At 66.1% G+C, this 22087-nt stretch carries 24 protein-coding genes; 5 read left to right on the top strand and 19 right to left on the bottom strand.

All coding sequences use genetic code 11. The features are described 5' to 3' along the window. From BSQ44_RS07370 to coxB, 5 genes are all read right to left on the bottom strand, one after another. Window positions 1–633, bottom strand: coding sequence for a cytochrome c oxidase assembly protein (locus BSQ44_RS07370; protein WP_072602618.1), 633 nt, complete (start codon window positions 631–633; stop codon window positions 1–3). 7 nt (window positions 634–640) lie between these two features. Next, window positions 641–805, bottom strand: coding sequence for a hypothetical protein (locus BSQ44_RS26815; RefSeq protein ID WP_162276723.1), 165 nt, complete (start codon window positions 803–805; stop codon window positions 641–643). Between the two features lie 11 nt (window positions 806–816). After that, on the bottom strand, window positions 817–1746 hold the full coding sequence (locus tag BSQ44_RS07365) for a heme o synthase (protein ID WP_162276756.1): 930 nt from the start codon (window positions 1744–1746) through the stop codon (window positions 817–819). Window positions 1747–1831: 85 nt separating this feature from the next. Further along, on the bottom strand, window positions 1832–3481 hold the full coding sequence (ctaD, locus tag BSQ44_RS07360; RefSeq protein ID WP_072602616.1) for a cytochrome c oxidase subunit I: 1650 nt from the start codon (window positions 3479–3481) through the stop codon (window positions 1832–1834). A 37-nt stretch (window positions 3482–3518) separates the two neighbouring features. Further along, complete coding sequence (gene coxB, locus BSQ44_RS07355; RefSeq protein WP_072607917.1) at window positions 3519–4343, bottom strand: cytochrome c oxidase subunit II; 825 nt, start codon at window positions 4341–4343, stop codon at window positions 3519–3521. Window positions 4344–4760: 417 nt separating this feature from the next. Between coxB and BSQ44_RS07350 the strand changes: the two genes are divergently transcribed. Further along, on the top strand, window positions 4761–5276 hold the full coding sequence (locus tag BSQ44_RS07350; protein WP_072602615.1) for an invasion associated locus B family protein: 516 nt from the start codon (window positions 4761–4763) through the stop codon (window positions 5274–5276). A 22-nt stretch (window positions 5277–5298) separates the two neighbouring features. Here BSQ44_RS07350 and BSQ44_RS07345 read toward each other — a convergent pair whose 3' ends face one another. Beyond that, window positions 5299–5727 carry a DUF1801 domain-containing protein gene (locus tag BSQ44_RS07345; RefSeq protein WP_072602614.1) on the bottom strand — a complete coding sequence of 143 codons (429 nt, stop codon included), beginning with the start codon at window positions 5725–5727 and terminating at the stop codon, window positions 5299–5301. Window positions 5728–5812: 85 nt separating this feature from the next. Between BSQ44_RS07345 and tldD the strand changes: the two genes are divergently transcribed. From tldD to BSQ44_RS07330, 3 genes are all read left to right on the top strand, one after another. Continuing rightward, entirely contained in the window at window positions 5813–7231 is a 1419-nt protein-coding gene (gene tldD, locus BSQ44_RS07340) for a metalloprotease TldD (RefSeq protein ID WP_072602613.1), read from the top strand. Between the two features lie 96 nt (window positions 7232–7327). Beyond that, window positions 7328–8038 carry an NAD-dependent deacylase gene (locus BSQ44_RS07335; protein ID WP_072602612.1) on the top strand — a complete coding sequence of 237 codons (711 nt, stop codon included), beginning with the start codon at window positions 7328–7330 and terminating at the stop codon, window positions 8036–8038. 81 nt (window positions 8039–8119) lie between these two features. Beyond that, window positions 8120–9796: an FAD-dependent oxidoreductase gene (locus BSQ44_RS07330; RefSeq protein ID WP_072602611.1), complete on the top strand. Its 1677-nt coding sequence runs from the start codon at window positions 8120–8122 to the stop codon at window positions 9794–9796. Window position 9797: 1 nt separating this feature from the next. Here the strand turns inward: BSQ44_RS07330 and BSQ44_RS07325 are convergent, their stop codons facing one another. The 13 genes from BSQ44_RS07325 to aroC all read right to left on the bottom strand — a co-directional run bounded on the left by BSQ44_RS07325 (window position 9798) and on the right by aroC (window position 21641). Beyond that, window positions 9798–11039, bottom strand: coding sequence for a class I SAM-dependent RNA methyltransferase (locus tag BSQ44_RS07325; RefSeq protein WP_072607916.1), 1242 nt, complete (start codon window positions 11037–11039; stop codon window positions 9798–9800). A gap of 5 nt (window positions 11040–11044) precedes the next feature. Continuing rightward, window positions 11045–11809 (bottom strand): TlyA family RNA methyltransferase, encoded by a 765-nt coding sequence (locus BSQ44_RS07320; protein WP_072602610.1) that lies wholly within the window; start codon window positions 11807–11809, stop codon window positions 11045–11047. 52 nt (window positions 11810–11861) lie between these two features. Continuing rightward, window positions 11862–12134: a hypothetical protein gene (locus BSQ44_RS07315; RefSeq protein WP_072602609.1), complete on the bottom strand. Its 273-nt coding sequence runs from the start codon at window positions 12132–12134 to the stop codon at window positions 11862–11864. Window positions 12135–12260: 126 nt separating this feature from the next. Next, entirely contained in the window at window positions 12261–14180 is a 1920-nt protein-coding gene (dxs, locus tag BSQ44_RS07310; RefSeq protein WP_072602608.1) for a 1-deoxy-D-xylulose-5-phosphate synthase, read from the bottom strand. A 70-nt stretch (window positions 14181–14250) separates the two neighbouring features. Then, the gene (locus tag BSQ44_RS07305) at window positions 14251–15168 is read right to left on the bottom strand and encodes a pirin family protein (RefSeq protein WP_072602607.1); all 918 of its coding nucleotides are present in this window, start codon (window positions 15166–15168) and stop codon (window positions 14251–14253) included. Window positions 15169–15183: 15 nt separating this feature from the next. Further along, on the bottom strand, window positions 15184–15576 hold the full coding sequence (locus tag BSQ44_RS07300; protein ID WP_072602606.1) for a type II toxin-antitoxin system VapC family toxin: 393 nt from the start codon (window positions 15574–15576) through the stop codon (window positions 15184–15186). Continuing rightward, a complete protein-coding gene (locus BSQ44_RS07295) occupies window positions 15573–15842 on the bottom strand; it encodes a type II toxin-antitoxin system Phd/YefM family antitoxin (protein ID WP_072602605.1) in 270 nt (89 codons plus the stop codon). The genes BSQ44_RS07300 and BSQ44_RS07295 overlap by 4 nt, the downstream gene beginning before the upstream one ends. 214 nt (window positions 15843–16056) lie before the next feature. After that, entirely contained in the window at window positions 16057–16308 is a 252-nt protein-coding gene (locus BSQ44_RS07290; RefSeq protein ID WP_072602604.1) for an exodeoxyribonuclease VII small subunit, read from the bottom strand. 5 nt (window positions 16309–16313) lie between these two features. Then, window positions 16314–17240 (bottom strand): histone deacetylase family protein, encoded by a 927-nt coding sequence (locus tag BSQ44_RS07285; RefSeq protein WP_072602603.1) that lies wholly within the window; start codon window positions 17238–17240, stop codon window positions 16314–16316. A gap of 97 nt (window positions 17241–17337) precedes the next feature. Beyond that, on the bottom strand, window positions 17338–18330 hold the full coding sequence (locus tag BSQ44_RS07280; RefSeq protein WP_072602602.1) for a hypothetical protein: 993 nt from the start codon (window positions 18328–18330) through the stop codon (window positions 17338–17340). A 36-nt stretch (window positions 18331–18366) separates the two neighbouring features. Continuing rightward, window positions 18367–19347 carry a hypothetical protein gene (locus tag BSQ44_RS07275; protein ID WP_072602601.1) on the bottom strand — a complete coding sequence of 327 codons (981 nt, stop codon included), beginning with the start codon at window positions 19345–19347 and terminating at the stop codon, window positions 18367–18369. Beyond that, complete coding sequence (gene ribB, locus BSQ44_RS07270; RefSeq protein WP_072602600.1) at window positions 19344–20453, bottom strand: 3,4-dihydroxy-2-butanone-4-phosphate synthase; 1110 nt, start codon at window positions 20451–20453, stop codon at window positions 19344–19346. The genes BSQ44_RS07275 and ribB overlap by 4 nt, the downstream gene beginning before the upstream one ends. A gap of 51 nt (window positions 20454–20504) precedes the next feature. Then, the gene (gene aroC / locus BSQ44_RS07265) at window positions 20505–21641 is read right to left on the bottom strand and encodes a chorismate synthase (protein WP_072602599.1); all 1137 of its coding nucleotides are present in this window, start codon (window positions 21639–21641) and stop codon (window positions 20505–20507) included. A 195-nt stretch (window positions 21642–21836) separates the two neighbouring features. Between aroC and BSQ44_RS07260 the strand changes: the two genes are divergently transcribed. Further along, on the top strand, window positions 21837–22085 hold the full coding sequence (locus BSQ44_RS07260; protein WP_072602598.1) for a DUF1344 domain-containing protein: 249 nt from the start codon (window positions 21837–21839) through the stop codon (window positions 22083–22085). Window positions 22086–22087: the final 2 nt, after the last annotated feature.

Below are 22087 nucleotides of genomic sequence, written 5' to 3'. Positions count from 1 at the left end.
TCAGCCCCCGAGATTGCTGGACTTGTTGGTGGTCGCGTCGGGCGAGACCGCGGCGGCGTTGGCTGCCGCGGGTTCCTCGTCGATTGCGAAGAATGTGTAGGAAAGGGTGATCGTCGTCATGTTCTTCAGTTCAGGCACCTCGTCGATCGCGGGATCGACGTAGAACACGACCGGCATGTCCAGGGTCTCGCCCGGCTTCAGTTCCGTGTCGGTGAAACAGAAGCACTCGACCTTGTTGAAGTAGGCGCCGGCCATCTCGGGCGTGACGTTGAAGGTGGCGCGGCCGCGCGTTGTGCGGCTGAAGGGATTGGTCGCTGTATAGTGAACCTGCGTCGTCTCGCCGATCGGCATCTTGACGGCGCGCTGGACCGGCTTGAATTCCCACGGCAGGTTCCCCGCCACATTGGCGTCGAAGCCGACCGTGATCTGCCGGTCGAGCACACTGTCGGAATACTGCTCGACGCGCTGCGTGGTGCCGCCATAGCCGGTGACCTGGCAGAACATCTTGTAGAGCGGAACGGCGGCGAAGGAGACACCGACCATGCCGGCGAAGGTCGCCAGGCAGGCACCGGCCACGATCAGGTTCGACCGCGTCCTCAGCCTTTCGTTGCCGCTCTTCATCGCGTCCGCCATCGCCGCCTCACAGCGCCCTTTGGAGGATTGCAGGGCCGAACTTGGCGATCGTCGCGATGTAGAAAATGATCACCAGCGCGGCGAGCCCGAGCCCGATCGCGATCGAACGGGCGCGACGCGCCTTGCGCTGCTTCTCGGTGAGCGTGATGCCCTCGTTCTCTTTTTCGGCCAAGACCATCATCCTCATGCCACCAGCGCGCGGGCGACGACCGCATCGATCAGATAGGCCGCGAAGATGGCGAACAGGTAGACGATCGAATATCCGAACAGCGCCTTGGCCGGCTTCATGACCCGGTCTTCGTCGCGCTGGTTGAGCACGCCCCAGGCGTACCAAACGAAGCCCACGCCGAGCGCGGATGCGCAGACGCCGTAGGCCGCGCTCGAGAAGCCGAACACCCACGGCGCCACGCCGACGGCGGCGACCACCAGCGAATAGGCGAAGATCTGCCGGCGAGTCGATGCTTCGCCGGCGACGTTCGGCATCATGGGAATGCCGGCGCGGCCGTATTCGCCCGACTTGAAGAGCGCCAGCGCCCAGAAATGCGGCGGCGTCCACAGGAAAATGATCAGGAACAGGATTACGCTCTCCAGGCCGACGGAACCGGTCGCCGCAGCCCAGCCGATCATGGGCGGAAAGGCGCCGGCGGCGCCGCCGATGACGATGTTCTGGGGCGTCGAGCGCTTCAGCCACATGGTGTAGACGACGGCGTAGAAGAAGATGGTGAAGGCGAGCAGCGAGCCTGCGAGCCAGTTCACCAGGACACCGAGGGTCATTACCGACAGCGCCGAGAGCACCAGGCCGAAGGCCAGCGCCTCGCCGCCAAGGACCCGGCCGGACGGGACAGGACGGCTCGCGGTGCGTGACATCACCGCGTCGATGTCGGCGTCGTACCACATGTTGAGCGCGCCGGACGCGCCCGCGCCGACGGCGATGGATAGGATGGCGATGAGCGCAATCAAGGGGTTCAGCGCGACGGGTGCCGCGAGCAACCCCACGACGGCCGTGAACACCACGAGCGCCATCACGCGCGGCTTCAGAAGCGCGAAATAGTCACCGGGCGTCGCCTCCGAGAGATGGACGCCGTCTTCCAAGCGGCTGTCTAGTCCGGCCATTGCCATTTCAAACGTTTCCAGTCTTCGTTCTTCTTGTTAATGCGAAGCCGCCGTCGTCGCGGCGGCTTCGATGTCGATGCGCAGCCTACTTGATCTTCGGCAGCTGTTCCCACTGGTGGTGGGGCGGCGGCGACGAGAGCTGCCATTCCAGGGTCGTCGCACCTTCGCCCCAGGGATTGGCGCCGGCCTCGCGCTTCTTCGAGAAGGCCTCGAAGACGCCGTAGAGGAAGATCAGCACGCCGATCGCCGAGAGGTAGGACCCGTAGGACGACACCATGTTCCATCCGGCGAACGCATCCGGATAGTCGATGTAACGGCGCGGCATGCCGGCAAGACCCAGGAAGTGCTGCGGGAAGAAGACGAGATTGACGCCGATGAAAGTGACCCAAAAGTGGGTGCGCGCGATCAGCGGCGAGTACATGTAGCCGGTCATCTTCGGGAACCAGTAGTACCAGGCCGCGAAGATGGCGAACACGGCACCGAGCGACAGCACGTAGTGGAAGTGCGCGACAACGTAGTAGGTGTCGTGGAGCGCCCGGTCGAGGCCCGCATTGGCGAGTTGGACGCCCGTCACGCCGCCGACCGTGAACAGGAAGATGAACCCGATCGCCCACAGCATCGGCGTGCGCATCGAGATCGATCCGCCCCACATGGTTGCTATCCACGAGAAGATCTTCACGCCCGTCGGCACCGCGATAACCATCGTGGCGAAGACGAAGTAGCGCTGCGTGTCGAGCGAAAGACCGGTCGTGTACATGTGGTGCGCCCACACGACGAAGCCGACGACGCCGATCGCGACCATCGCATAGGCCATGCCGAGATAGCCGAAGATCGGCTTCCTGGAGAAGGTCGAGACGATGTGGCTGACGATGCCGAAGCCCGGCAGGATCAGGATGTAGACCTCGGGGTGGCCGAAGAACCAGAACAGATGCTGGAACAGGATCGGGTCACCACCGGCTTCCGGCGCGAAGAATGCCGTGCCGAAATTGCGGTCGGTCAGTAGCATGGTGATGGCGCCCGCCAGGACCGGCAGCGACAGAAGCAGCAGGAAGGCGGTGATCAGCACCGACCAGGCAAACAGCGGCATCTTGTGCAGCGTCATGCCCGGAGCGCGCATGTTGAAAATCGTGGTGATGAAGTTGATCGCGCCGAGGATCGAGGACGCACCGGCGATGTGGAGCGACAGGATGGCGAAATCCATCGCAGGACCCGGTTGGCCCGACGTCGAGAGCGGCGGGTAGATGGTCCAGCCGCCGCCGACGCCGTGGGCGCCGGGAGCGCTCGGCATGAAGGCCGACATCAGAAGCAGGATGAAGGCCGGCGGCAGAAGCCAGAAGGAGATGTTGTTCATGCGCGGGAACGCCATGTCCGGCGCGCCGATCATGATCGGCACCATCCAGTTGGCGAAGCCGCCGATCAGCGCCGGCATGACCATGAAGAAGATCATGACCAGCCCGTGTGCCGTCGTGAAGGCGTTGTACATGGACTTTCCGGCATCGACGGCGGCGTCGCCCTCGACGCCGTAGACCATGCCCGCCAGGCCATGGAAGATCTGGATGCCGGGCTCGGCGAGTTCCCACCGCATGACGACCGAGAGCGCGCCGCCGATGATGCCGGCGCAGATCGCGAAGATCAGATAGAGGGTTCCGATATCCTTATGGTTGGTCGAGTAGACCCACCGCGTCCAGCCATACGGCTTGTGCTCGTGGTGGTCGTGAGCTGCAGCGCCTGCCATCTTCACCGCTCCATTGTCATTCTGTCAGGGCCCGGGATCAGTCGCCGGCGGCCGCTAGCTTCGTCTTCGATTCGATCTGGGCCATGAGGGCCCGGTTGGCACCGGGGAGGTCCTCCCGCGCGGCAATCAGCCAGGAATCATACTGCTCGCGGCTCACGACCCTTATGCCGATCGGCATGAAGGCATGGTCCTTGCCGCAGAGTTCCGAGCACTGGCCATAATAGAGCCCTTCCTTGGTCGCCTTGAACCAGGTCTCGTTGATGCGGCCGGGGACCGCGTCGACCTTGATGCCGAAGGACGGCATGGCGAATGCGTGCAGCACGTCGCTGGCCGTCACGAGGACGCGCACGGTCGTATCGACCGGGACCACGACCTCGTTGTCGACGGCCAGGAGCCGCGGATAGCCGACGAGGTCCTCCTTGCCGAGTTCGGCGCGAGCGCCATCCTGCAGCAGAGCGGCATTGAAATTGAAAGGCTCTTCGAGCTGATACTCGTAGTCCCAGTTCCACTGGTTGCCGATCGCCTTGATCGTGAGTTCCGGCTCCTCAGGCGGCGTATACTGCGCCGTGAGCAGCTGGAACGAGGGAATGGCCAGGAACAGCAGGATCACCACAGGACCGACCGTCCAGATCACCTCGATGACCGTATGATGGCTGGTGCGGGACGGCACCGGGTTGGCGCTGGCGCGGTAGCGGAAGATCACCCAGGCCAGGAGCAGGAGCACAAGGAGCGTGATCGGCGTGATGAACCACAGCGTGTACTGCTCGAACCAGCGGATCTCTTCCATGATCGGCGTGGCCGCCGGATTCATGGTCGTCTGCCAGTCGACGGGGTTGGCCACCGCGGCTGTCGCCGCCGCCATAAGCGCAATCGTGCCGGACACCAGCGTCAGGAACTTTCTCGTCACGCTCGATTTCTCCTCGATCGCCGCGGTCGGAAGGGCCGCCGCGCACATTTCCCAGCCGGGCTGGAAAGGCCCGGCATGACTCGCGCCGTTAAAACCATACTCTCTCGCGGACCGCAACAAAACGCCCGCTGCCATCCGTGCGGCATTTTTGCGCCAGATCAAATCGGCACCCCGTCCGTGGTGGCAGATTGGGGCGCCGGTGCGCTGCGAATAGCAGACAAAGAGGCGAGCGCGCGCGGCGAATCGCCCCCGCGTCGCAATTCGGGCAAATTCCCCGCACAGTAGGGCACGAGTAATCCGCGATGCCGATGTGTGCGCTTGGTCCGGCGCGTGCCGCGCGGTACATTCCACCTGATTCGCCACGGAGCGCAGATGAGCATCCTTCCCGCACGGACTTTTCTCACCGGCCTCGGCGCCGTTGCTTTCGCAATCGCGACTTTGCCAGCCGGCGCGCAGCAGACCAGCCCCGCCCGCTCCACGCACGGTGCCTGGTCGATCATCTGCGACATACCGGCGGGCGCCACCGGCGAACAATGTGTGATGATGCAGAACGTGGTGGCGGAGGACAGGCCGGAGGTGGGTCTCTCGGTCGTGGTGCTGAAGACCGCCGACAACAAGGCCGAGATCCTGCGCGTGCTGGCGCCGCTCGGCGTGCTGTTGCCGAACGGGCTGGGCCTCAACGTCGACGGCAAGGACATCGGCCGCGCCTATTTCGTCCGCTGCTTCCAGGACGGCTGCTATGCCGAGGTGATTCTCGAAGAGCCGCTACTGGAGACGCTGAAGACCGGCACCTCGGCAACCTTCATCGTCTTCCAGACACCCGAGGAAGGCATCGGCATCCCCGTGGACCTGAAGGGCTTCGGCGAAGGATTCGCCGCGCTGCCTTGAGGCGGCGGCCTTTCGGGCACGATTACTCGCGCACTGCGTAGCGCTCGCGCATGAGATCCACCGACCTGCGCACGAGTTCTTCCAGCACCTCTTCGTCCACGTCGGTCAGCCGCTTCAGGTAGAGGCACGACTTGCTCGTGGTGAAGCGGCCGAGGCGGCCCATCAGGTCCGGCCATCCTTCGAACCCCGGCATGACGTAGATGGTCATCGCCGCCTTGCGCGGCGCGAAGCCGGTCAGGAACCAGAAGCCCCTCTGGCCGCCCGGGTGCCTGTAGTGATACTCGCCGAACCCCACCATCGATACGCCCCACATGCGCGCCGCCTCGCTACTCGCGCGTTCCAGTATCGGCACCAGGCGCGCGGCCTCGTCGCGGCGACGGTCGTCCGCGATTGCGGCCACGAAGTCCGCAACGCTGGCATCCGTCGGCAAAGTCTTTTGCGTGTAAGCCATCGCCAAATGCCTCCCGGGGTGTGGGAATGATCCCGACCTTCGCCTATCTAGCAGGAAAGCGAACCAAGTCCGATCGGGAACCCGCATGACCCAGAGCCTGCTTGAGAAATTCGACGTCTCCGAAGAGACCGTCCGCCGAATCGTCTCCGACGCTATCTCGGGCGCCGACGATGGCGAACTGTTCCTCGAATACTCCGAAGGGGAGGCGCTCGTCTTCGACAACGGACGGCTTAAGACGGCGAACTTCAACACCGACCAGGGGTTCGGGCTGCGCGCCGTCGCTGGGGAAGCGACGGGCTTCGCCCATGCGAGCGAACTCTCGCAGGCGGCGCTGCTGCGCGCCTCCGACGCGGTATCGACAGTCAAGGCCGGGTATTCAGGCTCGCTCGCCGCGGCGCCGACCGGCACGAACCGCCGGCTCTACGACGACGTCAACCCGATCGCGGCGCCCGGTTTCGCCGAGAAGGCGAAGCTTCTGCAGGAGATCGACGGCTGGGTGCGCGCCAAGGACCCGCGCGTGCGCCAGGTGACGGCCTCGCTTGCGGCCTCGTGGCAGCAGGTGGAGATCCTGCGTGCCGACGGGCATCTGGTGCGCGACATCCGCCCACTGGTGCGCATGAACGTGTCGGTGGTGGTCGGAGACGGCGACCGCCAGGAGAGCGGCTCCTACGGCATGGGCGGCCGCAAGGGCTTTGGGGAGTTCGTCGCCGAGGAATCCTGGAAGCATGCGGCTGACGAGGCACTGCGCCAGGCGCTGGTGAACCTCGAGGCTGTCCCGGCGCCCGCCGGCACCTTCGACATCGTTCTTTCCTCCGGATGGCCGGGCGTGATGCTGCACGAAGCGGTCGGCCACGGGCTCGAAGGCGACTTCAACCGCAAGAAGACCTCGGCCTTCTCCGGCCTCATGGGGCAGCAGGTGGCGGCCAGAGGCGTCACCGTGGTCGACGACGGCACGATCGCCGAGCGGCGCGGCTCGCTGACGATCGACGACGAGGGCACGCCCTCGGCGCGCAACGTGCTCATCGAGGACGGCAAGCTCGTCGGCTACATGCAGGACCGCCAGAACGCGCGCCTGATGGGGGTTGCCGCCACCGGCAACGGACGGCGCGAGGGCTATGCCCACCAACCGATGCCGCGCATGACCAACACCTTCATGACCGCCGGCGACAAGACGCCCGAGGAGATCATCGCCTCAGTGAAGAAGGGCATTTATGCCGTCTCCTTCGGCGGCGGACAGGTGGACATCACCAGCGGCAAGTTCGTGTTCGGCTGCACCGAGGCCTACATGATCGAGGACGGCAAGGTAACCCAGCCGATCAAGGGCGCCATGTTGATCGGCAACGGCCCCGACGCCATGCACCGCGTCTCCATGATCGGCAACGACATGAAGCTCGACACCGGCATCGGAATGTGCGGCAAGGCCGGCCAGGGCGTGCCCGTCGGCGTCGGCCAGCCGCATCTCAGGATGGACCGGATGACGGTGGGCGGCACGCAGGCGGTGTGAGGGCTCAGAGCTAGGAAGCGTTCGTCCGCGGCAGCAGGGCTTTGCACATCAAACGGGAACTTCCATTGCATCGCTGACGGCCATAGGTAGTGCGGCATGAACCCCCCCTCCTCCATCGTCATCCTCACCGGAGCCGGCGTATCGGCGGAATCGGGGGTGGACACGTTTCGCGACAAGGGTGGCATCTGGTCGAAGGTCGACTATCGAGACGTTGCGACCCCCGAAGGATTTGCGCGCGATCCGGCGCTCGTGCACGACTTCTACAATGCCCGGCGGCGCGGGATGGCCGGGGTGGAGCCGAACGCGGCGCACGCCGCGCTGGCGCGGCTGGAGCGCAAGTTCGACGGCGATTTCCTGCTGGTGACCCAGAACATCGACGACCTGCACGAGCGCGCCGGGTCCTCGAAGCTGATCCACATGCACGGCGAACTGGGCAAGGCGCTGTGCGCCAATTGCAGCAACCGGCACGCCTGGGCCGCAGACATGGCGACCGACACGCTATGCCCGGCCTGCGGGTCGACGGGATACATGCGGCCCGACGTCGTGTGGTTCGGCGAGATGCCGTACCACATGGAGCACATCCAGGCGGCGCTCGAGGCCTGCGATTTGTTCGTCTCGATCGGCACCAGCGGTAACGTCTATCCCGCCGCCGGCTTCGTGCAGGAGGCGCAGCGTGCGGGCGCCCACACGGTGGAGCTCAATCTCGAACCGTCGGAGGGGTTTTCCCTGTTCACTGAAGCAGAGCACGGTAAGGCGACCGAGATCGTTCCCAAGTATGTTGAGCGGCTGCTCGGCGCTCGGGGCTAGACGCCGAATACGTGACGGCCCTCCTCCCTGGCTTGGCACCGGCGGTCTTGCGCGATATCCCGGCGAAGGGAGGCACTGCGGATGAACGAGCAGGAGGTTGACGTCCTCATCGCGGGCGGCGGTCCCTTCGGGCTGATGCTGGCGAACGAACTGGGGCGGCGCGGGGTGACGGCGGCGCTGTTCGACGCCAAGCCCTCGACCGCTTTCAATCCGCAGGCGAACGCCACGCAAGCGCGCACGATGGAGCACTATCGCCGCCTCGGCTTCGCCGACGAGATTAGGCGGCTCGGCCTGCCGCCGGACTACCCGACCGACATCGCCTATTTCACCCGCTACGCTGGCCACGAACTGGCGCGCTTCAAGCTGCCGTCGGCAAAAGACGCGCACAGGACCACCGCCAGCAATGCCGGGTCGTGGAACGCGGCGGAGCCGCCGCACCGGGTCTCGCAAAAGTACGTAGAGCGCGTGCTGCGCAGCCACGCCGAGGCGCTTCCCGGCATCGAGGTCCGTTTCGACTGGCGCCTGACCCGGTTCGAGGACGAGGGCGAGCGGGTACGCGCCTGGGTGGAGCGCAACGATGGATCGGAGGCGCGGGAGATCGTCGCGCGGTATCTGGTCGGAGGCGACGGGCCGCGCAGCTCGGTGCGGCGCGGGCTCGGTATCACCTATGGCGGCGAGACCGGCGTGCGGCGCCACTTCTTCGGCGGGCGCATGTTCGCGATCTACCTGCGCTGTCCGCAGTTCTACGCAGTGGTGCCGCATGCGCCGGCCTGGATGAACTGCACCTTCAACGAGGACCGACGCGCCTTCATGGCAGCGGTGGATGGCCGCGGGGAGTTCGCCTTCCACACGCAGTTGCGCGACGGCGAGGACGAGGAGGCGATCACCGACGACGATGCGCGGCGCATGTTCCAGACCGCCGTCGGCGTGCTGGTGGACTGCGAGATCCTGTCGAAGACCGGCTGGACGGCCGGCCACGCGCTGGTCGCCGACCGGTTTTGTGAGGGGCGCGTAATCATCGGCGGAGATGCCGCGCATCTCTTCACGCCCGCCGGCGGGCTCGGCTACAACACGGCCATCGAGGATGCGGTCAATCTCGGCTGGAAGCTCGCCGCCGCGCTGAAGGGCGTCGCTGGCCCCGCGCTGCTCGCCAGCTACGCGACCGAGCGCCGCGCGGTAGCGGTGCGCAACACGCGCTTTGCACGCGCCTTCGCCGATTCGCTCGGCAACTACGTGCCTGCCCCCGAGATCGAGGACGAGACAGAGGCGGGCGAGGTGGCGCGCCGCGAGGCCGGCGCCTATCTGGAAGCGCACGGGCGCAGGGAGTTCAACATTCCCGGCATCACCTTCGGCGCGCGCTACGACGGCTCGCCGGCGATCCTCTCCGACGGAGCGACGCCGCCGGAGGACCTCGTCAACGAATACAGACCCTCAGCGGTGCCCGGAGGACGCCCTCCGCACTACTGGCTGGCGCCGGGCAAATCGCTTTACGATGTCTTCGGCTTCGAATGGACGCTGTTGCGCCTGGGCAGCAATCCGCCCGATGCTGAAGGCTTTATCAGCGAAGCCGCGCGCATCGGGATCGATCTCGCGGTGGTGCGCATCTCCGACGAAGCGGTCGCGGCGCTCTACGAGCGGCCGCTGGTGCTGATCCGACCGGACCAGATCGTCGCCTGGCGCGGCGCGGACGACGGGGATGCGGAGGCGGTTTTCGCGCGCCTTCTCGGGCGCGACTTCGTGGTTGCCGAGCGCGCCTGACTCAGCGGCGCTTCCTCGGCTTCTCCAGCAAGGCGACTGCTTCGACATGGGCCGACCAGAGGAACTGGTCGATGGGCACGATGCGTTGCAGCCGGTATCCGCCGTCGATCAGGATTTTCAGGTCGCGCGCCAGCGTCAGCGGATTGCAGGAGACGGCGGCGAGCTTCGGCACGTCGCTGCGCGCCAGCTGCTTCGCCTGATCCTCGGCGCCGGCGCGCGGCGGGTCGAAGACGACGCCGCCGAAGGCGTTCAGTTCCTTGAAGGTCAGCGGACGGCGGAAGAGTTCGCGCTTCTCGGTGGTGACGCGCTTCAGCCCCGTCGCCTGGCGGAAGGCACGGTCGAGCGCGCCGAGCGCGGCCTCGTCCGTCTCCACGGCATGCACTTCGGCATGACGGGCAAGCCGCAGCGCAAAGGCGCCGGCGCCCGAAAACAGATCGGCCACCTTCTTTCCCTTGGCGAGGTGCGGCACGACCAGCGCGGCCATCGCGTCCTCTGCGGCGGCCACAGCCTGAAGGAAGCCGCCCGACGGCGGCTCGATCGCCAACTCGCCCGCCATGACGGCCGGCTTGCGCGGCTCCACCACGATCTCGCCGTCGACCGACAGCCGCGCGAACCCGGCCTTCAGGACAAAACGGGCTGCGGCATGACGCGCCTCCTCCGACAGGGTGCCCTGGTCGGAGGAGGCGATGTCAAGGCCGGAGGCCGTCGCGGTGACAAGCAGCCGGAACGGAGAACTCGTCATGGCGACGATGGAAGCGAGCTTGCGCAGTTCCGGCAGCGCCTCGACGATCTGGGGCAGGAGGATCGGGCATTCCGCGATGTCGACCACGCTGTTCGACTGCGCCTCGTTGTAGCCCAGCAGCAGGCCGCTCTCCGTATGGCGGGCGGTGAAGGCGGCGCGGCGGCGGCTTTCAGGCGCGCAGGCGACGAGATCGTCGACCGGCACCTCGATGCCGCGCGATTTCAGCGCCTGCACGACCTTGTCGCGCTTCCAGCTGCGGTAGGCGGACGGTTCGAGATGCTGCAGCACGCAGCCGCCGCAGACACCGAAATGGCGGCACAGGGGCTCGACGCGCTGCGGCGAGCGCTCGATGAGCGCCATCATGGTGGCTCGCTCGCCTTCCACGGCGGCCGTTACGGTCTCGCCCGGGAGGGCGAAGGGAACGTAGGCCTGGCCGCGCTCGGTCCATGCGATGCCGTCGCCCTGGCCGCCAAGGCGGCCGATCTTCAGGCGGGTGCTCACTTCCCTCATCGGTCCTTTACTCCCGCCAGCAGGAACTCGCGGTTGCCGTCGCCGCCCTCGATCGGCGAGGCAGCGGTGCCGAGCGCCCGCCAGCCCGGCTGCGTCTCCAGCCAGGCTGGCATGTCGGCGGCGATGCGTGCGCCCTCGGTTGGATCGCGCAAGATGCCCCCTTTGCCGATCGCCGCGCGTCCGGCCTCGAACTGCGGCTTGACCAGGAAGACGCCGCGCGCGCCCCGGGCGGCGAGCGCAAGCGCAGGCGGCAACGCGAGGCGAAGGGAAATGAAGCTGACGTCGGAGACAAGGAAATCGGGCGCAATACCTCCGAGGCCATGGGCTATCAGGTCGCGGGCGTTCAGCCCCTCGACGTTTCTGACGCGCGTGTCGCGCAGAAGGTCCTCGTGAAGTTGGCCGTGGCCGACATCGAGCGCGATGACGCTTGCCGCGCCGTGCTCCAGCAGTACCTGGGTGAAGCCACCGGTGGAGGCACCGATATCGAGCGCAGTCGCGCCCTTCGGATCGAGGCCGAAACGGTCGAGCGCGGCGGCGAGCTTCAGTGCGGCGCGCGAGACGTAGCCGCGCGCGGGATCGCGGACCTCGACGGCGACCGTGTCGGGGACGGACTGGCCCGGCTTGACGTCAGCTCTGCCGTCAACCGAGACGGTACCGCGCAGGATCGCGTCGCGCGCCCGCGAGCGCGACGGAAACAGGCCGCGCCGGACGAGCAGGTCATCGAGGCGGCGCTTGCCGGAATGGTTTTCGCTGGGCAGCATCCGCACTCATTGGGGGATGCACCGCCGCAAGGCAAGCAGCGCTTGAACGAATTCAGAAAGCGACGTTGACCGCGACCAGCGGATCGCGCGCCCGTACCAGCCCCTCCGGCCAGCGCCGGGTGGAGCCGACGGAGGCCGTATGGTCGATCGCGGCCGGCACGAAGACTTGCTCCGCGTCCGGCGCGAAGCTGCCGCGGATGTCGCCGATCTTCTGCGCCAGGATGCGCGCCGCGGCTTCGTCGATCGAGCGGTCGTATTTCTCGTCCGCGACAGCGGGCGAGCAGATGACGGCGACCAGCGCCGCTGCCCCCAAGAGCTTCTTCATTTTCTTATCTCCCTGTCCCGGGAGCCTGTCTAGCGCAGGCGCGCTAAGATTCGGCCAAGGGAAAGGGTAAGCGGGAGGCAAACGGTCAGCGTAAACAGACCGTTAGGAGCATGCCGGCCTTCTGGATCAGGCGCGTGCGGCCCGCGAGGCGGTGCCGAGCGCCGCGAAGACGGCACGCACGATGCCGGCAGAATCGAGCCCGGCATTGGTGTACATGCTCTCAGGCTTCGCCTGGTCGGTGAACGCGTCCGGCAGCACCAACGGGCGCACCTTCAGCCCGTTGTCGAGCAGGCCCTCATGCGCGAGGAACTGCAGCACGTGGCTGCCGAAGCCGCCGACCGACCCTTCCTCGACGGTGATCAGCACCTCGTGTTCTCTTGCCAGGCGGGCGATCATGTCGCTGTCGAGCGGCTTGGCGAAACGCGCGTCGGCCACGGTGGTCGAAAGACCGGCCGCGTCCAGTTCCTCGGCCGCCGTCAGACAGTCGGCAAGCCGCGTGCCCAGCGAAAGAAGAGCCACCTTGGTGCCCTCGCGCATGATTCTGCCCTTGCCGATGGCAAGCGCAGTGCCGCGTTCCGGCATGTCGACGCCCACGCCGTTGCCGCGCGGATAGCGGAAGGCGATCGGGCCGTCTCCATGTTCCACCGCCGTACGCACCATGTGGCGCAATTCAGCTTCGTCGGCGGCGGCCATGACGGTGAACCCCGGCAGCATCGCCAGATAGCCAACATCGAAGGAGCCGGCATGCGTCGCCCCATCGGCGCCGACATAGCCAGCGCGGTCGATGGCGAAGCGCACCGGCAGGCGCTGGATGGCGACGTCGTGGACCACCTGGTCGTAGGCGCGCTGGAGGAAGGTCGAATAGATCGCGGCGAAAGGTTTCAGGCCCTCGGTCGCCAGGCCCGCGGCGAAGGTGACCGCGTGCTGCTCGGCGATGCCGACGTCGAAAGTGCGCTTCGGAAACGCCTCGCCGAAGAGGTCGAGGCCCGTGCCGCCCGGCATGGCGGCTGTGACGGCGACGATCGTGTCGTCCTCCCGCGCCTCCTGGATGAGGCTCTCGGCGAAGACCTTGGTATAGGCCGGCGCGTTGGCGGGCGCCTTGGCCTGCGCGCCCGTGATGACGTCGAACTTGCCGACGCCGTGATACTTGTCGTCGGCCGCCTCGGCCGGGCCGTAGCCCTTGCCCTTCTGGGTAACGACATGGATGAGCACCGGTCCGTGCGCATTGTCGCGCACGTTCTTCAGCACCGGGATCAGATGTTCCAGATTGTGCCCGTCGATCGGGCCGATGTGGAAGAAGCCCATTTCTTCGAACAGGGTGCCACCGGTGACGTAGCCGCGCGCGTGCTCGACAGCGCGGGTAATGGCCCGGTCGGCGGCCTTGCCGAGATAGGAGGTGAGCTTCTTGCCGAACTCGCGGAAGCCCTGATAAGTGCGCCCCGAGGCCAGCCGCGCGAGATAGGCGCTCATGGCGCCGGACGGCGGCGCGATCGACATGTCGTTGTCGTTGAGGATGACGATCAGCCGCGCGTCGAGCGCCCCGGCATTGTTGAGCGCCTCGTAGGCCATGCCCGCCGACATCGCGCCGTCACCGATGACCGAGATGACGTTGTTCCTGCCGCCCTTCAGGTCGCGGCCAACGGCCATGCCGAGACCAGCAGAGATCGAGGTGGAGGAATGCGCCGCGCCGAACGGGTCGTATTCGCTCTCGTCGCGCTTGGTGAAGCCCGACAGGCCGCCTTCCTGGCGCAGCGTGCGGATGCGATCGCGCCGCCCGGTCAGGATCTTGTGCGGATAGGCCTGATGGCCGACGTCCCAGATCAGCCGGTCCGCTGGCGTGTCGAAGACGTAATGGATGGCCACCGTCAGTTCGACCACGCCGAGCCCCGCCCCGAGATGGCCGCCCGTCTGGGAGACCGCGTCGATCATCTCCGCGCGCAATTCGCTCGCGAGCTGAGGGAGATCGGCCTCCGGAAGCTTCCGGAGGTCTGCCGGGACGGAAACCTTGTCCAGCAGCGGCGTATCGGGTGGCGATTTGGAGTTCATGGCGTGCTTTTGCTTTGGCTGATCCTAGCAGATAGGGGCTCGACCGGCCAAAGTAAACGCGCTGGGCTCCTTATTCCGGCAGCGGGATGAACTCCTCCGCGTCGCCAGGCACGATGTCGAAGCGGCGGGTGCGCCACTCGTTCTTGGCCTGCTCGATGCGTTCCTTCGAAGACGAGACGAAGTTCCACCAGATGTGGCGCGGCGAGCCAAGCGAGGCGCCGCCGAAGAGCATGAAATGCGCGCCCTCTTCCGATTCCACCACGATCTCGTCGCCGGGTCGGAAGACCAGCAGGCGATCGGCGCCGAAGCGGTCGCCGGTAATCGTCACCTTGCCGTCGAGCACATAGATCGCCCGTTCCTCCGCATCGGCCGGGACGCGCACGCGCCCGCCTGGCTTCAGCCTGATGTCGGCATAGAGGGTGTCGCTCGCCGTGCGGACCGGCGAACGCACGCCCGAGAAATTTCCGATGACGATCCGGCCAGACGCGCCGTCGTCGTCGAACTCCGGCAGGAGCGCGCGGCCGGTGTTCTCGAAGGTCGGCGCCACCTCCTCCTTGTCGTCAGGCAGCGCAATCCAGGTCTGCAAGCCCGACATCGACATGGGCGAACCGCGCAGTTCCTCGGGCGTACGCTCCGAATGGACGATGCCGCGCCCGGCCGTCATCAGGTTCACGTCGCCCGGTTCGATGACCATCTCGGTGCCGAGCGAATCGCGGTGGCGGATGCGGCCGTCGAACAGATAGGTGACGGTGGCGAGCCCGATGTGCGGGTGCGGCCTGACGTCCATCGCCGTGCCCGGTCGCAGGATCGCCGGTCCCATGCGGTCGAAGAAGATGAAGGGACCGACGAGGCGCCGCTTCGCCGTCGGCAGCGCACGGCGAACCTCGAAACCGCCAATGTCCTTGGCATTGGGAATGACCATCAGCTCGATGGCATCGCAGGCGAAGGCATCGCCGGGCTCGGGGTCGTTGCCGGGAAAGAAGCTCATGGCGGGTTCCCTTCGTCAGGACCAGGTCAGCAGGGCGACATCGTAGCGCGCCAGGTGCCGATCGTAAGTCACCAGTTGAAGATTTTCCATGATCGCCTGCGCAAGCATGAGGCGGTCGAAGGGGTCGGCGTGGATCGGCGGCAGCCGCTCCACCATTGCGGCGTGTCCAGCCGTGACGTCGAGGAGAGAGAAGCCGGCGGTCTGGAAGTGTCCGATCGCCTCATTGCCGGAGAAAGGAGGACCGTCGGGACGACCGAGACGATGCTTGATAGCAATCTCCCAAACAGCAACCGCCGATACCAAGACCGTGTTGTCGGCATCCCCAATCGACTCGAAGACGTGCGGAGCTACGCGCGACGGGGCGGTGAGCGTCCATATCGCGACGTGAGTGTCGAGAAGAAGTCTCACTCCTCTTCAGGCCTAGCTTCTTCTCCGATAAACATCTTCTCGATTTCGGCATCCATGGCCTGAAATCCCTCGAAATCCATCGGAGGATACGTTCCGGCAAGAAAGCCCAGTTGCCGTTGCTTCTTCGGCTGTGCGTCCAGTTGAACCAGCTTCGCCGCCGGCTTGCCGTTGCGGGCGATGATAACCTCTTCCTCCGCGCCGCTTTCGACGGCGTCTACCAGCTTGGACAGGTTCGTCTTTGCCTCCAGCATATTGACGACAGGCATCGTTGCGCTCCTTAGCCAATCCTGACCAAGATAATACATGTCAGAGGGGATGGCAAACTAATCTGGATGAAAGCGAACCCGCCTTCGTCATCCGCTCGAACAGGCTTCCCACAACAGATTGACATCTCCGCCGCGCTTCTACGCCGCGCGGCCGGAAGTTTTCGGTGGTGATTCTCGTGGCGGGCGAGCCGAGGCGTAAGGCGCCGGGTGCCGCCTAGTCCGGATCGAGCGGCTCGGTTCCGACGGCCTGACCGTCGCGCGACAGGCGGATCTTCTCCACTTTGGCTTCGGCGGCCTTCAATAGCTGCTCGCAGTGGCGCTTCAGCGCCTCGCCGCGCTCGTAGATGGCGATCGATTTTTCCAGCGGGACGTCGCCCTTCTCGAGGTCGTCGACGATGCGCTCCAGCGCCTCGAGCGCCTGCTCGAAGCTCATCGCCCTGACATCCTCGTTGGCCTGTTCCGGCATGCTTCCTATCCCCTCATCAGCCGCCTGACGTGCACCGCCGTCGACGTTGCCAGGCCCTGGAGGTCGTAACCGCCCTCCAGCAGGCTGACAAGGCGGTTGGAACAGAAGCGGCCGGCGCGGTCCATCAGCTCGCCGGTGGCCCAGTCGAAATCATCCTCGTAGAGGTCGATCTCGGCCAGCGGATCGCGGTGATGGGCGTCGAAGCCGGCCGAGATGATGATCAGGTCCGGCTTGAATCGGTCGATCGCCGGTAGCACGCGCGAGCGGAAGGCCTCGCGGAAATTGTCGCTGCCGGTGTGCGGCGAGAGAGGCGCGTTGACGATGTTGCCCGCCCCCGTCTCGTCCTTCGCGCCGGTACCGGGATAGAGCGGCATCTGGTGGGTGGAGCAATAGAGCACCGTCGGGTCGTCCCAGAAGATGTCCTGCGTGCCGTTGCCGTGGTGCACGTCCCAGTCGACGATGGCGACCTTCTCGGCGTCGTACTTATTTTGCGCGTTGCGCGCCGCGATGGCCGCGTTGTTGAAGAGACAGAAGCCCATGGCGGTCAGCTTCTCGGCGTGGTGGCCTGGCGGGCGCGCCGCGACGAAGACGTTGTCAGCCTTGCCGGTGAAGACGTCGTCGACGGCCGCCGTCGCAGCGCCGATGGCGGTCAGCGCGGCCTCCCAGGTCTTCGAACTCGCCGAGGTGTCGGCGTCGATGCGCACCATGCCTTCCTCGGGCATGGCCTTGCGGATGCGCTCCAGATACTCCTCCGGATGCGCCAGCAAAACGGCGGAAGGGTCGGCTTGCGGCGATTCCACACGATCGAGGGTCTCGAAGCTCTCGTGCTCCAGCGCCTTGGCGATCGCGCGCAGCCGATCCGGTCGTTCGGGATGGCCGGGTGGCGTCAGGTGTTCGAGATAGATCGGGTGGGTATAGAGGCGTGTTGTCATGCGCGGGAACTTAGCACTCCCGCGGCGATGCGCCACCTCCGAACCGCTCCAGGCGTGTTTCCCTCAACAGAGTTGCGACAGAACGCCCACGCCGGCCTCAGGCGGGTCGGGGCGCCGTGGATGGGCCGGACGAACCGGAGGGTCGAAACTGCGCCGCCGCCTTCGCCTTCAGCTCGCGGAAATGCTCCGACGCCTCGGTCAGCTTGCGATCCCATTCGGGATTCGGCGTCTGCGTCTCGATGGTGCGGAAATAGACCGACATCAGCGCCGAGATGGCGAAGGGTTCGAGCAGCGCCGCCTTCAGCGCCCAGGCGAATACAATCGCCAGAACGAAGGACCATCCGGCGAGCTGTCCTGGCATGGCGTAGAGGATCGCCGTTGCGGGCGCGAGCATGAAGAAGAAGACGACGATGGCGATCAACCACATGAAAACCGACAGCCACACGGCGTTCCTGACCATGGTCGTGGCGTTCTGCGCATAGAGCACGACGCCCTCGCGCGCCGTGTCGAAGGGTGCGTCGCTTTCGACCTTGATGTTGTAGCCGAGGATGATCTCGTCGACATAGGTCAGCGACATGCGGATGACGCTGTTGATGAAGCCGACGATTCCCCGCAGTCCCGGGATGGGCAGGAACGCGGCGACGCCGCCGATCAGGCCGGTGATGGCACGAATCACACCCTTCACCAGCTGGTCGAGCACGAAGAGCGCGTTCGCCTCGGCGAAGCGTTCGGTCACGATCGCGCGGGCATAGGCGATCTGGCCCTGCCCTTCGGGCAATTCGCGCCCGTCGATCAGGAGGACCATCGCAGCGATGTGGCCGGCTTTGATGATGTAGAGGATGTATTCGCGCAGCCAGTAGAGCAGCAGCGAGACCGCGCCGAAGCCGAGGATGCCGCCCCAGAAGGCGAAGGTCACCGGCCCGTCGGGATCGGACATGACGTGGCCGACGCCGTAGCCGACCCCCGCTCCCGTGCCGGTCGCGACCACATAGCCCATCGTGATGGCGAAATAGACGACGAGCCGGAGTGCGATGAAGGGCCAGGTGCGCGCCATGATGCCGAGCGTGCGCCCGATGTCGAAATCCCACATGAGAACCCCCGTTCCTTTGTGCGGCGCCAACCAGAGTTAGCGGTCGGGTTCAGGGACTATCGCAAGCAGGTTTCCGTTCTCTGTCGCCGAGACCACGATGTCCGAAACGATGACGATGCGGTGGGCCACCGCACCCGGCAGCGGGATGATGTCGGAGCCCCGCGCGGTCAGGACCACCATGCCGCGGCGGTCGGCGGTGGGGAGCACGAGGTCTTCGATGTTGTCGCCATCGAGATCGCCAGTCGCCGACAGCCCGAGTTCGCGCGAGCCGATGACGTGGTTGGAAAAGCCGCGCGTCTCGTCGGGGAGGACCTCGAGGCGCCCATCGCGGAAGCGTGCCATGCGCAGCGTGCCCCTGATGTGAGGTGTCTCCACCCACACGATCAGCGGCGCATCGGAGCCCCAGTACTTCGCGATGCCGGCGATGTTGAGCCAGCGGCTGCTGCGGCCGATCTCCGGCGCGACGTCGAGTTGCCGCAGCGCCCCATCGCGCAGGCCATAGACGGCGACGGCGGCACCCCTGATCAGCGAGGAGCGGATCGTCACCACCTCGTTGGTCCCGTCGCCGTCGATATCGGCGATCCTGGGGGTCAGGTCCTCGAAGACATGCGTATCGGGAAGAACGAATTCCAGTTCCTCACCGGACTGCGTCTCGACCTTCAGGCCGCCCGCCTCGGTTGCATCGCCGAGCACACCGTGGCCGTAGCGCCCGGTCGGGCGCGTGTACCATGCGCGGACGATGTCGCCCGAGGTGGCCGTGGCTGTCGAGCCGTCGGGCAGCCCGCCGGCGGGCGGCTTCGCGCGCTCGGGCATGGCGGCGGCGGGATCGAGGCAGATCAGACGGTCCGGACAGGCCTTGAGACGAAAGACCGAGCCGGCGACGGTCTTGAGGAACGCCGCGTCGCCGGCCACCTCGATCCGCTGCACCGGTGCTGGCGTTTCGATCGCGCGGACCTCGCCGGTGCTGGCCGCACCGGCCGATAAAAGCAGCGAGAGGAAAGTGGCGAGGAGTCTCAATCGCGTTCCAGTATCTCCGTGCGCGTGATGTGGATGCCGAACCCTTCCAGCCCTACATAGTGCCGCTCGCGCGAGGCGAGTAGCTGGATAGATGCGATCCCGAGATCGCGCAGGATCTGAGCGCCGAGCCCGATCTCTCGCCATTCGCTCTCGCGTCGGACCGCTTCCTCGTGGTTCTCGCCGCCGCCCTGGCCCGGGCGGTGGCGCTCGTGGTGGCCGACGCCGACGGAGCCTTCGCGCAGATAGACGATGACCCCGCGCTTGCGTTCGCCCATGATCTTCATAATGCGCTGGAGCCGGTCGGTCTTGCCGAACATGTCGCGCACCACATCCTCCGGGTGAAGCCGGACCGGCACGTCTTCGCCGTCGCGGATGTCGCCGAAGACGATGGCGAGGTGGTGCATCGGGTCCCACGGCAGCGTGTAGGTGTGGGCGCGTGCCGGGCCGCCTGGAGTGTCGATGTCGAAGCTCTCGATCCGCTGGACGAATGTTTCCTGGCGCTGGCGGTAGGCGATGAGGTCGGCTACCGAGACCTGCTTGAGGCCGTTCGCCTCGGCAAAGGCCGTCACCTGCGGGCCGCGCATGACGGTGCCGTTATCGTTGACCAGTTCGCAGATGACGCCGACCGGGGGCAGGCCGGCGAGCTTGCAGAGATCCACTGCCGCTTCCGTATGGCCCGAGCGCATCAGCACGCCGCCCTCGCGTGCCACCAGCGGGAAGATGTGGCCTGGACGCACGAAATCCGACGCGCCGACGTTTCCGTTTGCGAGATTGCGCACGGTCAACGTCCGGTCGTCGGCCGAGATGCCGGTGGTGGTGCCGTGCTTGAAGTCGACGCTGACGGTGAAGGCGGTCGAATGCGGCGCGTCGTTGTCTGCGACCATCGGCTGGAGGTTCAAACGGCGCGCGTCTTCCTTGCCCATCGGCGCGCAGACGATGCCCGAGGTGTGGCGCACGATGAAGGCCATCTTCTCGGGCGTGCAGTGGACCGCAGCCACGATCAGGTCGCCCTCGTTCTCGCGGCCGTCGTCATCCATGACGACGACGATCTCGCCGCGCTCGAATGCGCGCAGGGCTTCGACGGTTTTTTTCTGATCGTAGGGCATGGGGCTCACTTCGTTCGCGGCAGTCGGGGAGTAGCGACAGATCGGGCCGCGTCAACCGTCTCCGATTGTCGACTGCCGATTGTCGACCGCCTTCTCTCCCACCTGCCCCCGATGCCGCAGATAATGATCTGCGATGGCGCAGGCGACCATGGCTTCGCCGATGGGGACGGCGCGGATGCCGACGCAGGGGTCGTGGCGGCCCTTGGTGACGACTTCGACGTTGTTGCCTTCGACGTCGATGGACTGGCGGGGGCTGAGTATGGAGGAGGTGGGCTTGACGGCGAATCGGGCGACGACCGGCTGGCCGGTCGAGATGCCGCCCAGGATGCCGCCGGCATTGTTGGACAGGAAGATCGGGCGGCCGTCATTGCCCATGCGCATCTCGTCGGCATTGGCCTCGCCGGTGATGCGCGCGGCCTCGAAGCCGTTGCCGATCTCGACGCCCTTGACCGCGTTGATCGACATCAGGAGCGAGGCGATGTCCTGGTCGAGCTTGCCGTAGATCGGCGCGCCGAGCCCGGCCGGTACGCCCTCGGCGACGATCTCTATGACCGCCCCAACCGACGATCCGGCCTTGCGGATGCCGTCGAGATAGTCGACGAAGACGGGGACCGAACCGGGATCCGGCGTGAAGAAGGGGTTTTCCGGGTCGTCGACGAAATCCCAGTCCCAGTGGGCCCGGTCGATCGACTTTTCTCCCATGGAGACCAGCGCGCCTCGCACAACCAATTCCGGCACGACCTTGCGCGCCAGGGCGCCCGCAGCCACCCGCGCGGCGGTCTCACGTGCCGAGGAGCGACCGCCGCCGCGATAGTCGCGGATGCCATACTTGGCATCATAGGTATAGTCGGCGTGGCCCGGTCGGAACTGCCGCGCGATCTCGCCGTAGTCCTTCGAGCGCTGATCGACGTTCTCGATCATCATGGAGACCGGAGTGCCGGTGGTGACAAGCGTCTCGCCGTCCTCTTCCGCAAGCACCCCCGAGAGCACCCTGACCGCGTCCGGCTCGCGACGCTGTGTAACGAATCGCGACTTCCCGGGACGGCGCCGGTCGAGCTCGGTCTGGATGTCGGCGAGTGTGAAGCGGATCCCGGGCGGACATCCGTCAACCACGCAGCCAAGTGCCGGGCCGTGGCTCTCGCCCCAAGTCGTCACTCTGAAGAGATGGCCGAAAGTGTTGTGAGACATGGCGGTGCGGAGATCCCGGCGGCGGACGCCCGCAATGATGACGGCGCCCCGCCGCCTTCTATTGAGCTTTGGAGAAAGGGTCAAACGGTCGGGGCGCGGAATTAGTTTTGACACATTCCTTGTATTTCTGCTCTCCTCGAATCCGATCCACAGCACCGTCCGGAACGCGCCGGACAAGCACGAACGAGGTATCCCATGCGCATCCTGCTGTCGGCCCTGTCGGCGCTCCTCCTGATGTCGGCGACCGCCTTCGCCGACCAGACCGAAGGCACGATCAAGTCCGTCGACGAGGAGAAACTGACGATCACGCTGGAGGACGGGCAGACCTACAAGCTGCCCGGCGAGGTCGACCTCGCGGGCATCGAGCCCGGCATCGACATCGTCATCGCCTTCGACGTCATCAACGGCGTGAAGCAGATCACCGACATGGCGGTCTACGAATAGGG

The organism is Aquibium oceanicum (genome assembly GCF_001889605.1).
Taxonomy (GTDB): domain Bacteria; phylum Pseudomonadota; class Alphaproteobacteria; order Rhizobiales; family Rhizobiaceae; genus Aquibium; species Aquibium oceanicum.
This window is presented reverse-complemented; position numbering and strand designations above follow the sequence as displayed.

Bases quoted from the DNA above. Each gene is read 5' to 3' on its own strand.
- BSQ44_RS07370 (WP_072602618.1), bottom strand. From the start codon at position 633: ATGGCGGACGCGATGAAGAGCGGCAACGAAAGGCTGAGGACGCGGTCG.
- BSQ44_RS07365 (WP_162276756.1), bottom strand. From the start codon at position 1,746: ATGGCCGGACTAGACAGCCGCTTGGAAGACGGCGTCCATCTCTCGGAG.
- ctaD (WP_072602616.1), bottom strand. From the start codon at position 3,481: ATGGCAGGCGCTGCAGCTCACGACCACCACGAGCACAAGCCGTATGGC.
- coxB (WP_072607917.1), bottom strand. From the start codon at position 4,343: ATGGCGGCGGCGACAGCCGCGGTGGCCAACCCCGTCGACTGGCAGACG.
- BSQ44_RS07350 (WP_072602615.1), top strand. From the start codon at position 4,761: ATGAGCATCCTTCCCGCACGGACTTTTCTCACCGGCCTCGGCGCCGTT.
- BSQ44_RS07345 (WP_072602614.1), bottom strand. From the start codon at position 5,727: ATGGCTTACACGCAAAAGACTTTGCCGACGGATGCCAGCGTTGCGGAC.
- tldD (WP_072602613.1), top strand. From the start codon at position 5,813: ATGACCCAGAGCCTGCTTGAGAAATTCGACGTCTCCGAAGAGACCGTC.
- BSQ44_RS07335 (WP_072602612.1), top strand. From the start codon at position 7,328: ATGAACCCCCCCTCCTCCATCGTCATCCTCACCGGAGCCGGCGTATCG.
- BSQ44_RS07330 (WP_072602611.1), top strand. From the start codon at position 8,120: ATGAACGAGCAGGAGGTTGACGTCCTCATCGCGGGCGGCGGTCCCTTC.
- BSQ44_RS07320 (WP_072602610.1), bottom strand. From the start codon at position 11,809: ATGCTGCCCAGCGAAAACCATTCCGGCAAGCGCCGCCTCGATGACCTG.
- BSQ44_RS07315 (WP_072602609.1), bottom strand. From the start codon at position 12,134: ATGAAGAAGCTCTTGGGGGCAGCGGCGCTGGTCGCCGTCATCTGCTCG.
- dxs (WP_072602608.1), bottom strand. From the start codon at position 14,180: ATGAACTCCAAATCGCCACCCGATACGCCGCTGCTGGACAAGGTTTCC.
- BSQ44_RS07305 (WP_072602607.1), bottom strand. From the start codon at position 15,168: ATGAGCTTCTTTCCCGGCAACGACCCCGAGCCCGGCGATGCCTTCGCC.
- BSQ44_RS07295 (WP_072602605.1), bottom strand. From the start codon at position 15,842: ATGCCTGTCGTCAATATGCTGGAGGCAAAGACGAACCTGTCCAAGCTG.
- BSQ44_RS07290 (WP_072602604.1), bottom strand. From the start codon at position 16,308: ATGCCGGAACAGGCCAACGAGGATGTCAGGGCGATGAGCTTCGAGCAG.
- BSQ44_RS07285 (WP_072602603.1), bottom strand. From the start codon at position 17,240: ATGACAACACGCCTCTATACCCACCCGATCTATCTCGAACACCTGACG.
- BSQ44_RS07280 (WP_072602602.1), bottom strand. From the start codon at position 18,330: ATGTGGGATTTCGACATCGGGCGCACGCTCGGCATCATGGCGCGCACC.
- ribB (WP_072602600.1), bottom strand. From the start codon at position 20,453: ATGCCCTACGATCAGAAAAAAACCGTCGAAGCCCTGCGCGCATTCGAG.
- aroC (WP_072602599.1), bottom strand. From the start codon at position 21,641: ATGTCTCACAACACTTTCGGCCATCTCTTCAGAGTGACGACTTGGGGC.
- BSQ44_RS07260 (WP_072602598.1), top strand. From the start codon at position 21,837: ATGCGCATCCTGCTGTCGGCCCTGTCGGCGCTCCTCCTGATGTCGGCG.